Origin of the sequence: Streptomyces sp. NPDC019531, assembly GCF_044903305.1 — a bacterium.
GTDB lineage: Bacteria > Actinomycetota > Actinomycetes > Streptomycetales > Streptomycetaceae > Streptomyces.
Genome location: NZ_JBJDQL010000008.1, coordinates 249,500 through 261,328, shown reverse-complemented (window position 1 = coordinate 261,328; position 11,829 = coordinate 249,500). Strand labels below are relative to the sequence as shown.

The window sequence follows — 11,829 nt, the reverse complement described above, 5'->3', positions numbered from 1 at the left end:
CCTGCGCAGCAGTGCGAGGGCAGCAGACAGGAGGGGCCAAGTTGCTGGTGCAGCGGAGGTCGGTCTTCTTCTGAGCCGACTGGGGGCGTGGTCGCCGGCCGACAGTGGCGGTGAGAGGGCCCCGGCCGGGTGGAGCCGCTGGACGGAGTCCGGCGCAGTTGTCCGAAGCCTGCGCAGCAGTGCGAGGGCAGCAGACAGGAGGGGCCAAGTTGCTGGTGCAGCGGAGGTCGGTCTTCTTCTGAGCCGACTGGGGGCGTGGTCGCGGGTGGAGTTGCTGGACGGAGTCCGGCGTAGCTGTGTGAAGCCTGCGCAGCGGTGCGAGGGCGGCAGGCGGGCGGGGCCACGTTGTTGGTGCAGCGGCGGTTCGTTTTCTTCTGACCTTGCGTGTTCTACGACGATGGGGGCGCCCTTTCCAGGAAGGGCGCCCCCATCGTCGTACTGGAAGGGCTAGCTCGCGTCCTCGCCGTTGATGCCCAGGCCCGGCAGGAGGCCCGGGAGCAGGGGCGGGAGGGTGACGTCCGGGTCGGCCGAGGGGGCCGGGGAGGTCGGGGTGGTGCTGCCGGTCTCCTTCGGGGGGTCGAGCAGGCCGCCGGTGTTGCCGCCGAGCAGGCCGTCGTCCTGGCTGCCGGAGGTGGCCGACTTGCTGGGGTTGCCGCCTCCGCTCTGCTCGGCGGAGCCGCCGGTGCCCGGGGTCGTCGACCGGCCGGAACCGGTAGAGGTCTCCGAGGACGCCGATCCGGAGCCCTGCCGCTGACCGCTGCCCTTGCCGCCGCCCTGCGACGGGGGCTCGGGGAGCAGGGACTGGAGGGGGGCGACCTCTTCGTCTATGGCGTCGAAGACCTCGGACACCTGGTCGCTGACATCGCCCAGCTGCACGGGCAACCGCTCGCGGAGCGCGCCCCAGGCTTCGCGGTGTGAGCGGGAGAAGCTGTCGAGCGCCTGGATGGGGCTCAGGGACTTCGGGTCGCGCTCGTACGCCTCGTGCAGCAGGCGGTGGCCCTCGGAGGCGTCGTGCTGCATCCCGGACAGGGCGCGGCGGACCTCGCCCAGGGACTCGTGGTCGAGGTGACCGCCCCGGTCGCGCTCCATCAGGCGCCGGGCTTCGCTCAGCCGGGTGGAGGCCTGGTCGAGGTAGGCGACACCGCGCTCGTCGTCCCCGTCGGACAGGTGGTTGAGCTTGAAGTCCTCGATGCCGCGCTTGAGGCCGTACAGCGAGTCCCCGGGCAGGGCGTCCGAGCTGGCCGCGGCCACTCCGCCGAAGGCTCCGGCGGCGACCCCTACGCTCAGACCGCCCGCGGCCAGGCCCTTGGTGAGCCGGGAACGCGGTCGCAGCTTGCCCAGCCCACTCGCCCGGTGTGCGCCCTTGGCCCGGTGGGAGCGCTGCTCGGGGACCGCGGGATCTGCCCCGCCGCCCTCCAGCAGCATGGCCTCCATCGCGGCCACCAGCTGGGCCCGCTGGACGACCTTGACTTCGGGGTCCAGCCCAGGCCTGGGCAGCTCGCCGAGACACTCCGCGAGGACCAACAGACGGTCCTGATCGGTGTGTTCCGCGGTGGCCGGCGGGTGTCCTTCGGACTGCTCGGCCGCCGTGTCCCGGTCGGACTGCTCCTCCAGGTCCTGGGCGAAGGCGTTCGCCCGCCGGTGCGCCGATACGTTCGCGATCACTGGCGGCACCTCCTCTCGTCATGACGGTCGACTCCCCAGGGGGTCCTGAGGGTTGCACACCCTGACCATGAGCACACGATCGAGTGATCGAAGTCGGCCAGGGAGTGACCACAGGGAGCCTGCATCCCGCACAACGAGTGGCGCGGCACTTGGGTTACGGACTGCGGATGATCGGATCGGGGAGTCAACGGACTTTCACCGAGAGCGAGTTGATGGTTACCGGGCGTGCGCTCTCAGCGGGCGTCGTCCGGGAGGAGCCGGGCCAGGGTGCGGACGGCCCGGTACTGGAGAGTCTTGATGGCGCCCTCGTTCTTGCCCATCACCCGGGCGGTCTCGGCGACCGAGAGGCCCTGGAGGAAACGGAGGGTCACGCACTCCTGCTGCTGTGGATTGAGCCGGCGGACGGCGTCCAGCAGTGCGGCGTTGGAGAGGGACTCCAGGACGGAGTCCTCCGGGGAGCGCTCGACCTCGTTGGCGTCGAGCATCTCGCCGGTGGTGACCTCCAGCCGGAACCGGCTGGACTTGAAGTGGTCGGCGACGAGGTTGCGCGCGATCGTGACGAGCCAGGCGCCGAAGTCGCGGCCCTGCCAGGTGAAGGTGCCGATCCTTCTGAGCGCACGCAGGAACGTCTCGCTCGTCAGGTCCTCGGCGGTGGCCTTACCTCCTACCCGGTAATAGATGTACCGGTACACCGTGTCGCTGTACTGGTCGTACAGGCGGCCGAAGGCGTCGGCCTCGCCGGCCTGGGCGCGTTCGACCAGGTCCATCATGCGGGCGCTGTCGCTGTCCGCGGCCGGACGGCGGGCCGTTGGGGCACCGGTGGAACGCCCTCGTCTGCCGACGGCCGCGGAACCTTCGGCCAGTGCGTAGCACGGGCCGATCGGTGCCGTGGCCACGGCGAGGGCGGGGACGGCGTACGCGGTGGGGACGAAGCCGCGCAACAGGTCTTGGACCGTAGCGCGCAGCGTAGCCAGGCCCGAGGCGTCAACCCCGACGTGTGGGTACACGGGACTCCCAGAGGCAGAGCTTCCATCACGTGCAGTGCGGGACCGTTCACCCGTCGTAGCGACGGAAGGGGTACCGGATTGCGTCTGAGGAGAATAACGCTTAGTGCAGGCGCTGCTACACCCAGTTGCTCTATTCATCGATTACGTCGCTTCTGTAACCGATTGAGGTCCCATCAAGTACCGCAGAGTGACCGGTTGTTGATCGAAAGCAGTCACGTTCTGTCATGGAACAGGGCGTGTTGTGGCCGTGTGCAGCCAATGCCGCTGCACACGGGGTTACGCCGGCAAAACCCGTGGATTGGTGTGTTTGCCTGGTTACCGGCGGCGTTTGTGCAGGGCGATCGCCGCTGCCGTGCCGCCTGCCACCGCTCCTACGCCCGCCGCCGCCGGGATGCCGACCTTCGCGGCCTTCCTGCCGGTGCGGTAATCACGTAGACGCCAGTCCAGTTGCCTCGCGTGCTTGCGGAGCTTGGTGTCCGGGTTGATCGCGTAGGGGTGGCCGACGAGGGAGAGCATCGGGATGTCGTTGTGGCTGTCGCTGTAGGCGGCGCAACGGGAGAGGTCCAGGCCCTCCGCCGCGGACAGGGCGCGGACCGCCTCCGCCTTCGCGGGGCCGTGCAGTGGTTCGCCCACCAGCTTGCCCGTGTAGACGCCGTCCACCGACTCCGCCACGGTGCCCAACGCGCCCGTGAGGCCCAGGCGGCGGGCGATCACCTGGGCGATCTCCACCGGAGCCGCCGTGACCAGCCACACCTTCTGGCCCGCGTCCAGGTGGGCCTGCGCGAGCGCGCGGGTGCCCGGCCAGATGCGCTCGGCCATGTACTCGTCGTAGATCTCCTCGCCGATCGACTGGAGCTCGGCGACACGGTGACCCTTGACGATGGAGAGCGCCGAGTCACGGGCCTCCTGCATGTGTTCGGGGTCCTCGAAGCCGGCCAGCCGGAACCACGCCTGCTGCCAGGCGAACTTCGCCAGGTCGCGCGTCTCGAAGAACTTCCGCTTGTACAGGCCCCGGCCGAAGTGGAAGAGGGAGGCGCCCTGCATCACGGTGTTGTCCAGGTCGAAGAAGGCGGCGGCCTTGTCGTCGCCCAGGACCGGGAACTGCGACTCCGGTTCCGCGCCGGAGGTGTCCTCGGCCTCCTGGGAGGACTTGCGAGCTGCCTCCGCCGAGGCTTCGCCTGCCAACACGCTTCGCGCCGTGGCGGAGCGCCTACGGGGAGTGAGCCATCCGAGAGCGGCCATGGCGTGAGCATAGCCAGTTTGTTCGGTGGTTCCGGAGTCGAGAGGTTTGAAGGGTGTGAACTCTCCACGACCGTGTCGTTAAACAGGGGCGAGAATGGCCGTCATGACTCCCCTCTTCCGTCGCGGGCCGGCCAGGCGTCCCGAGGACCGGCTCGTCACGCTCATCCGCAAGCCGGGCTGTCATCTGTGTGATGACGCACAGCTGGTGATCGAGAAGGTGTGCGGTGAACTCGGGGTTCCCTGGGAGCGCAAGGACATCGACCAGGACCCCCAACTCCACGACCGGTACTGGGAGCAGATCCCCGTGGTGCTCGTCGACGGAGAACAGCACACCTTCTGGCGGGTGAACGAGGAACGCCTCCGCAAGGCCCTGACGGACTAGGGCGACCGGTCCGGCATGTCGCTTAGGATCGATGGCGACTTGATCTCGGGGGCGGGATTATTGAGGGAAGTGTGCGGTTTTGCCTCCAAGAGAGACGTGCGTGACCCCGGTCACGTTGGCCGGGCAAATCGGACACCATCTTTGTGCACGCGTTCACAAAGACATAGCCTGCTTTCGACGGGGCGGTCTGGGGACGCATGACCGCCTGCAGCCCCGCTCTACCCGCAGGAGCACCGTGGCAACTGGCCGAACTCACCGACCGGCGACCCGTAGCCGAGGGATTCCCGAGGCCACCGTCGCCAGGCTTCCGCTGTACCTCCGCGCGCTGACCGCACTGTCGGAGCGCTCGGTACCCACGGTCTCCTCCGAGGAGCTCGCGGCCGCGGCGGGGGTCAACTCCGCCAAGCTGCGCAAGGATTTTTCCTACCTGGGTTCTTACGGAACGCGCGGTGTCGGCTACGACGTCGAGTATCTCGTCTACCAGATCTCCCGCGAACTCGGCCTGACCCAGGACTGGCCGGTTGTGATCGTCGGTATCGGTAACCTCGGCGCGGCTCTCGCCAACTACGGTGGCTTCGCGTCCCGTGGATTCCGTGTCGCCGCGCTGATCGACGCCGATCCGGCGATGGCCGGCAAGCCCGTCGCGGGGATTCCGGTGCAGCACTCGGACGGCCTGGAAAAGATCATCGAGGACAACGGCGTGTCCATCGGTGTCATCGCCACCCCCGCCGGTGCCGCCCAGCCGGTGTGCGACCGGCTCGTGGCCGCCGGGGTCACCTCCATCCTGAACTTCGCGCCGACCGTGCTGTCCGTGCCGGACGGCGTCGACGTGCGCAAGGTCGACCTCTCCATCGAGCTGCAGATCCTCGCCTTCCACGAGCAGCGCAAGGCCGGTGAGGAGGCCGCCGGTTCCGACGGCGCCGGTCCGGTCGTCGCCGGCCGCCGTGGCGACTCCGCCGACAAGGGACCCGACGGGGACGTACCCGCCGTGATGCCGGCATGAGTCTCCTCGTCGTCGGACTGAGCCACCGCAGCGCTCCGGTCAGCGTCCTTGAGCGGGCCGCCCTGCATGTCGATGCGCAGGTGAAGTTGCTTCAGGACACGGTTGCCGCGGAGCCGGCCGCGGAGGCGGCGGTGCTGGCGACCTGCAACCGGATCGAGCTGTACGCCGACGTGGACAAGTTCCACGCGGGGGTGGCCGAGCTGTCGACGCTGCTCGCCCAGCACAGTGGGGTGGGGCTGGACGAGCTCACTCCCTATCTGTACGTGCACTACGAGGACCGGGCCGTCCACCATCTGTTCTCCGTCGCCTGTGGGCTCGACTCCATGGTCGTCGGCGAGGGGCAGATCCTCGGGCAGATCAAGGACTCGCTGGCCAGGGCGCAGGAGATGCACACGGCCGGGCGGCTGTTGAACGACCTGTTCCAGCAGGCGCTGCGGGTGGGCAAGCGGGCGCACTCCGAGACGGGGATCGATCGGGCCGGGCAGTCGCTGGTCACGTTCGGGCTGGAGCAGTTGGCTTCCGGTACGGCTGTGCCGGACTGGGCTCTCGGTAAGAAGGCGCTGGTCATCGGGGCCGGGTCCATGTCCTCGCTGGCCGCGGCGACGCTTGCGCGGGTCGGGGTGGCGGAGATCGTGATCGCCAACCGGACTGCCGATCGGGCCGAGCGGCTTGTGGAGATCCTCAGTGACGGGGCCGACTCTGACGTGGTTGCCCGTGCGATACCGATGGATTCGGTGTCGGACGAGCTGACACGTGCCGATGTTGTGGTGTCTTGTACGGGGGCGACTGGGCTTGTTCTGACTGCTGAGACTGTTGCTGCTGGGCGGGGGTGGGTCGCGCAACTCGGCGCCGGCGAAGTGCCGCCCCGCTTTGGGTCGGGAGCCGCCCAAGCGGCACGACTGCCCGCAGACTCCGTGACTGAGGAGAACTGTCCGCTCGATCTGGCCCCCATGCAGGCCACCGCCGGTTTCTCCGTGCTCGGGGAAGCCGCCGTCGCCGGGATGGCTGCCTCTGAGCTGGAGCAGCACGCCGCTTGGGTCGACAACGCGCCCCGGCCGCAGGGCTCCGTTTCCGTCGTCGATCCCGTCCAGGAAGCCGACGCCATCGCCGCGCTCGCCGCCACCGCTGCTGTGATCGGGCGGGTGCCCGAGCGGCGGCGGCCCGAGCCCGTGGCTGAGATTCCGCGGCCGGCGCCCTCGCTGTTCCTGCTCGACCTCGCCATGCCCCGGGACATCGACGCTGCCGTGCATCGGCTCAGCGGGGTGCGGCTCGTCGACATCGAGTCGCTCGCGGAGGCTTCGGCCGACGCTCCCATGGCGGCCGATGTCGATCAAGTGCGTCGTATCGTCGCCGATGAGGTCGCCGCCTTCGGGGCCGCGCTCCGGGCCGCGCACATCACGCCCACCGTCGTGGCCCTGCGGAGCATGGCCGCCGAAGTCGTCGCCGGTGAGATCGCCCGGCTCGACGGGCGGCTGCCGGGCCTTGACGACAAGCAGCGTGGGGAGATCACGCAGACCGTTCGGCGCGTGGTCGACAAGTTGCTGCACGCGCCGACCGTACGGGTCAAGCAGCTCGCGGCCGAGCCCGGCGGTGCCGGGTACGCGGACGCGCTGCGGACCCTGTTCGACCTCGACTCCGAGACGGTGGCCGCCGTTTCCCGCGCCGAGGACAGCACCACCGATGAGGAAGGCCGAGGGTCGGCATGAGTACCAAGGCGCTACGGCTCGGGACCAGGCGAAGCAAGCTCGCCATGGCCCAGTCCGGGCAGGTGGCGGACGCCGTGAGCCAGGTGACCGGGCGGCCCGTGGAGCTCGTCGAGATCACCACCTACGGCGATGTGTCCAGGGAGCAGCTCGCGCAGATCGGCGGCACCGGCGTCTTCGTGACCGCGCTGCGCGAAGCCCTGCTCAAGGGCGAGGTCGACTTCGCGGTGCACTCGCTGAAGGACCTGCCGACCGGGCAGCCGGACGAGCTGGCGCTGGCCGCGATACCCGAGCGCGAGGACCCCCGGGACGTCATCGTCGCCCGGGACGCCCTGAAGTTCACCGACCTGCCCCGAGGCGCCCGGATCGGTACCGGTTCGCTCCGGCGCCTTGCCCAGCTGAACGCGTATGCCCGCGCACACGGACTTGATATCGAGACGGTTGCGATCCGGGGGAACATCGACACCCGGGTGCGGTTTGTGCGCGATGGTGAACTGGATGCGGTGGTGCTGGCTGCGGCAGGGTTGCAGCGCATCGGCCGTATCGACGAAGTGACCGACTTCCTGTCGGTCGACACGGTTTTGCCCGCTCCCGGCCAGGGAGCACTCGCGATCGAGTGCACCGCGGACAACGCGGACCTGATCGCAGCGCTCGGCGAGCTCGACGACCCGCTCACGCGGGTCGCCGTGACCGCCGAGCGGTCACTGCTCGCCGCCCTGGAGGCCGGCTGCTCCGCCCCTGTGGGCGCGCTTGCCGACCTGCTGGCCGACGGGCAGATTGTCAAGGAAATGCGCCTGCGGGGCGTCGTCGGCACGACCGACGGCTCGCGCATGGTGCAGTTGTCCACCACCGGTCCCGTGCCCGAGACGTACGACCAAGCAATGGCGCTCGGCCGTGAACTCGCGGCCGAGATGCTAGCCCAGGGCGCGGCCGGTCTGATGGGGGAGCGAGCACAGTGAGCCCCACCACTCTTCCCGCCGGTCCTGAACACGGGCACGTCACCTTCCTCGGTGCCGGACCCGGAGATCCGGGACTACTGACTCTGCGCGCCGTCGAGGCGCTCACGAACGCGGACGTCCTCGTCGCCGGGCACGAAGTGCTCGACGTCGTGCGCGTCCATGCTCGGTCGGGCGTCACCGTCGTGAACACGGACACGGAGTCGTTTTCGGCTTCGGGTCCGGGCACGGGCGCGCCCCAACTGACGGTTGTTGACGGAGCGTCAACAACCGCTGCGGTCCCCGCTGTACGGGATGCCGCACATCTTGTCATGGAGGCCGCGCGGGGCGGCAGGCGGGTCGTGCGTGCGGTGTCCGGGGACCCCGGGCTCGACGCGTACGCCGCCGAGGAGATGCTGGCCTGCGTCCGTGCGGGCGTGCCCTTCGAGGTCGTGCCCGGTGTGGCCGCCGCCGTGGGCGTACCCGCCTACGCCGGGGTGCCGCTGCGGGACGCGCAGGGCGCGGACGTGCGGTTCGTCGACGCGCGGACGGCCTCCGACCGGTGCTGGACGGAGGTGGGGGCGTCCGACGGGACCGTGGTCGTGTCGACGACCCTGGACTCCGTGGGCGCCGCCGCCGGGGAGCTGGTCGCGGCCGGGCGCAAGCCCGATACGCCGATGACGGTCACCGTCGCGGGTACGACCACGCGGCAGCGGACCTGGACCGCGACCCTGGGCACCATCGCCCAGATGCTCAAGCAGGCCAAGGTGCTGCCCTCGCCCGAGGGCGCGCGGCCCGTGATAGCCGTGGTCGGTGAGCGTTCCGCCGCCGCGCAGCGCGACCAGCTGTCGTGGTTCGAGAACAAGCCGCTGTTCGGCTGGAAGGTTCTCGTGCCGCGTACGAAGGAGCAGGCGGCGTCGCTCTCCGACCAGCTGCGGTCCTACGGGGCCGTGCCGCACGAGGTGCCGACGATCGCCGTCGAGCCGCCGAGAACGCCCCAGCAGATGGAGCGGGCGGTCAAGGGGCTGGTCACGGGCCGGTACGAGTGGATCGCCTTCACCTCGGTCAACGCCGTCAAGGCCGTACGGGAGAAGTTCGAGGAGTACGGCCTCGACGCCCGTGCGTTCGCGGGGATCAAGGTCGCCGCGGTGGGCGAGCAGACGGCGAAGGCGCTTGTTGCCTTCGGTGTGAAGCCTGATCTGGTGCCGAGCGGTGAGCAGTCGGCTGCGGGTCTTCTTGAGGACTGGCCGCCGTACGACCCGGTGTTCGACCCGATCGATCGGGTGTTCCTTCCTCGGGCCGACATCGCGACCGAGACCCTGGTCGCCGGGCTCATCGAGCTCGGGTGGGAGGTCGACGACGTCACCGCCTACCGGACGGTGCGGGCCTCGCCGCCGCCCGCGGATACGCGGGAGGCGATCAAGGGCGGCGGGTTCGACGCCGTGCTCTTCACCTCGTCGTCGACCGTGCGGAACCTGGTCGGGATCGCCGGGAAGCCGCACAACGTGACCGTGATCGCGTGCATCGGGCCCGCCACGGCCAAGACCGCCGAGGAGCATGGTCTGCGGGTGGACGTGATGGCTCCCGAGCCGTCCGTGCACAAGCTGGCCGAGGCCCTCGCCGACTTCGGTCTCAAGCGGCGGGCGGCGGCGGCCGAGGCCGGGGATCCGGTGACGCGGCCGAGCGAGCGGCGGCCGGGGGCCCGGCGGCGGCGGTCGACGACCTGAGTTCCGTCGCTACGACCACACGGTGACACCGGCTCTCAGACGGCCGGGGTCACCGTGTGGCCGTAGCGCAGGAGGTTCTGCGGGTCGTACGTCGATTTCGTGCGGCATAGGCGTTCGTAGACGTCCGGGGTCCAGGCTCGGGCGCGGTCGGTCTCGTCGCCCGGGGTGCCGCTGGTTGCGCAGTTCCCCGCGCCCCTGGGTGGGTGTGGTCGGGGGCGTTGCGACGGGCCGATGCTGGGGTCTGGTTGTCGGGTGCGGGGCGGTGGGGGTTGGTTGCGCAGTTCCCCGCGCCCCTGGGTGGGTGTGGTCGGGGGCGTTGCGACGGGCCGATGCTGGGGGCCGGTTGTCGGGTGCGGGGCGGTGGGGGTTGGTCGCGCAGTTCCCCGCGCCCCTGGGTGGGTGCAGTCGGGCGTGTTACGGCGGGCCGTTCCCGCCCCGGGCTCCGACGGTTCGTCGGCAAAGGGGCCCCTGAGGCGGGCGTAGCGTAGAAGCCATGTCGACGTACGGATCCTTTCCCGGCACGCGGCCCCGGCGGCTGCGGTCCACCCCCGTCATGCGGCGCATGGTCGCCGAGACCCGGCTGCATCCCGCTGACTTCATCCTCCCGGCGTTCGTGCTGGAGGGGGCGCGTGAGCCCGTGCCGATCTCGGCGATGCCCGGGGTCGTGCAGCACACGCGGGACAGTCTGAAGAAGGCGGCCGCGGAGGCCGTGGCGGCCGGGATCTCCGGGATCATGCTCTTCGGGGTGCCGGAGGAGGACAAGAAGGACGCCCTCGGGACGCCGGGCACCGACCCCGACGGGATTCTCCAGGTCGCCATCCGGGACGTGCGGGCCGAGGTGGGGGACGAACTGCTCGTCATGTCCGACCTGTGTCTCGACGAGACCACCGATCACGGGCACTGCGGGGTGCTGGACGCGGACGGGCGTGTCGACAACGACGCGACCCTGGAGCGGTACGCCGAGATGGCACAGGTGCAGGCCGACGCGGGCGCTCATGTCGTGGGCCCCAGCGGGATGATGGACGGCCAGATCGGGGTCGTCCGGGACGCCCTGGACCAGATCGGGCGTGAGGATGTCGCCATCCTCGCCTACACCGCCAAGTACGCCTCCGCCTTCTACGGACCCTTCCGGGAGGCCGTCGCCTCGTCGCTGCAGGGCGACCGGAAGACCTACCAGCAGGATCCGGCGAACGCGCGGGAGTCCCTGCGGGAGCTGGCCCAGGATCTGGAGGAGGGCGCCGACATGGTGATGGTCAAGCCGGCCGGCCCCTACCTCGACATCCTGGCGCGGGTCGCCGACGCGGTGGACGTGCCGGTCGCCGCCTATCAGATCTCCGGTGAGTACTCGATGATCGAGGCCGCCGCCGAGAAGGGCTGGATCGACCGGGATCGGGCGATCCTGGAGGCGCTGACCGGGATCAAGCGGGCCGGGGCGCGGAACATCCTCACCTACTGGGCGACCGAAGTGGCTCAGAAGCTCGGCTGACGCGGCCGCCCGACGGCGTGTTGCGGCAACGGTTCGAGCTCGGTCCGGACACGGCCGGAGCTCGAACCGGCCAAGGTCCGGACCACGGGACCCGGTTCGGGCGGTGACCTTCTGGTGATCTGTCCCGGATTGGCCCCTTCGGTGGGTGGATTTGTCGGGTCCCGTCAGGCGCTCGACTTGATGAACCGCTTACATCAGTCGAATTGACGAGTTCTCGACATCCTCCATATCTTCTCGCCTGGCCTGATCCATTCGGAACGGTTCCGAACGTCGATCTCTGGGGGGACACCACCATGAGCTGGTTCATCGAGGTACTCAAGAAGTACGCAGTCTTCAGCGGCCGTGCTCGCCGCAAGGAGTACTGGATGTACATGCTGTTCGTCGCGATCATCTACGTCGTGCTGCTGGGTATCGGCCTCGCGGCCAAGATGACGTGGCTGCCGATCATCTTCTACGTCGGCATCCTGCTGCCCAGCCTGGGTGTCACGATTCGCCGGCTGCACGACACGGGTCGCAGCGGCTGGTGGATCCTCTTCGGGTTCGTTCCGCTCGTCGGCGGCATCACCCTGTTCGTGTTCTCCGTCCTCGACGGCGAGCCGGGCGAGAACAAGTACGGCCCCAACCCGAAGTTCGCCCCCGCGCACGTGTGATCGTCTGTTGCAGTAGCTGAGCTTCGAGG

The 11,829-nt window shown here is 69.6% G+C and carries 10 protein-coding genes; 7 read left to right on the top strand and 3 right to left on the bottom strand.

The features are described 5' to 3' along the window. Positions 1 to 447 precede the first annotated feature (447 nt). The 3 genes from ACI2L1_RS13580 to ACI2L1_RS13570 form a co-directional block, all read right to left on the bottom strand. Positions 448 to 1,665 (bottom strand): DUF5667 domain-containing protein, encoded by a 1,218-nt coding sequence (locus ACI2L1_RS13580; protein ID WP_404739487.1) that lies wholly within the window; start codon positions 1,663 to 1,665, stop codon positions 448 to 450. Positions 1,666 to 1,898: 233 nt separating this feature from the next. After that, positions 1,899 to 2,672, bottom strand: a complete 774-nt coding sequence (locus ACI2L1_RS13575) for an ECF subfamily RNA polymerase sigma factor, BldN family (protein WP_404739486.1) — start codon at positions 2,670 to 2,672, stop codon at positions 1,899 to 1,901. Positions 2,673 to 2,987: 315 nt separating this feature from the next. Beyond that, positions 2,988 to 3,914, bottom strand: a complete 927-nt coding sequence (locus tag ACI2L1_RS13570) for an HAD family hydrolase (RefSeq protein ID WP_404739485.1) — start codon at positions 3,912 to 3,914, stop codon at positions 2,988 to 2,990. 103 nt (positions 3,915 to 4,017) lie between these two features. On the opposite strand from ACI2L1_RS13570, the gene ACI2L1_RS13565 reads away from it, so the two are divergent. From ACI2L1_RS13565 to ACI2L1_RS13535, 7 genes are all read left to right on the top strand, one after another. After that, positions 4,018 to 4,296 (top strand): glutaredoxin family protein, encoded by a 279-nt coding sequence (locus ACI2L1_RS13565; RefSeq protein ID WP_404739484.1) that lies wholly within the window; start codon positions 4,018 to 4,020, stop codon positions 4,294 to 4,296. A 235-nt stretch (positions 4,297 to 4,531) separates the two neighbouring features. Continuing rightward, positions 4,532 to 5,299, top strand: coding sequence for a redox-sensing transcriptional repressor Rex (locus ACI2L1_RS13560; protein ID WP_404739483.1), 768 nt, complete (start codon positions 4,532 to 4,534; stop codon positions 5,297 to 5,299). After that, positions 5,296 to 7,005, top strand: coding sequence for a glutamyl-tRNA reductase (locus ACI2L1_RS13555; RefSeq protein WP_404739482.1), 1,710 nt, complete (start codon positions 5,296 to 5,298; stop codon positions 7,003 to 7,005). The genes ACI2L1_RS13560 and ACI2L1_RS13555 overlap by 4 nt, the downstream gene beginning before the upstream one ends. Beyond that, complete coding sequence (gene hemC, locus ACI2L1_RS13550; RefSeq protein WP_404739481.1) at positions 7,002 to 7,961, top strand: hydroxymethylbilane synthase; 960 nt, start codon at positions 7,002 to 7,004, stop codon at positions 7,959 to 7,961. Before ACI2L1_RS13555 ends, hemC begins: the two co-directional genes overlap by 4 nt. Further along, positions 7,958 to 9,664: a uroporphyrinogen-III synthase gene (locus ACI2L1_RS13545; protein WP_404739480.1), complete on the top strand. Its 1,707-nt coding sequence runs from the start codon at positions 7,958 to 7,960 to the stop codon at positions 9,662 to 9,664. The genes hemC and ACI2L1_RS13545 overlap by 4 nt, the downstream gene beginning before the upstream one ends. Positions 9,665 to 10,157: 493 nt before the next feature. Then, positions 10,158 to 11,150, top strand: a complete 993-nt coding sequence (hemB, locus tag ACI2L1_RS13540) for a porphobilinogen synthase (protein ID WP_404739479.1) — start codon at positions 10,158 to 10,160, stop codon at positions 11,148 to 11,150. Positions 11,151 to 11,443: 293 nt separating this feature from the next. Next, positions 11,444 to 11,800 carry a DUF805 domain-containing protein gene (locus ACI2L1_RS13535; protein WP_404739478.1) on the top strand — a complete coding sequence of 119 codons (357 nt, stop codon included), beginning with the start codon at positions 11,444 to 11,446 and terminating at the stop codon, positions 11,798 to 11,800. Positions 11,801 to 11,829 lie beyond the last annotated feature (29 nt).

Coding starts and splice junctions, on each gene's coding strand:
- ACI2L1_RS13570 (WP_404739485.1), bottom strand. CDS start 3,914: ATGGCCGCTCTCGGATGGCTCACTCCCCGTAGGCGCTCCGCCACGGCG.
- ACI2L1_RS13565 (WP_404739484.1), top strand. CDS start 4,018: ATGACTCCCCTCTTCCGTCGCGGGCCGGCCAGGCGTCCCGAGGACCGG.
- ACI2L1_RS13555 (WP_404739482.1), top strand. CDS start 5,296: ATGAGTCTCCTCGTCGTCGGACTGAGCCACCGCAGCGCTCCGGTCAGC.
- hemC (WP_404739481.1), top strand. CDS start 7,002: ATGAGTACCAAGGCGCTACGGCTCGGGACCAGGCGAAGCAAGCTCGCC.
- hemB (WP_404739479.1), top strand. CDS start 10,158: ATGTCGACGTACGGATCCTTTCCCGGCACGCGGCCCCGGCGGCTGCGG.
- ACI2L1_RS13535 (WP_404739478.1), top strand. CDS start 11,444: ATGAGCTGGTTCATCGAGGTACTCAAGAAGTACGCAGTCTTCAGCGGC.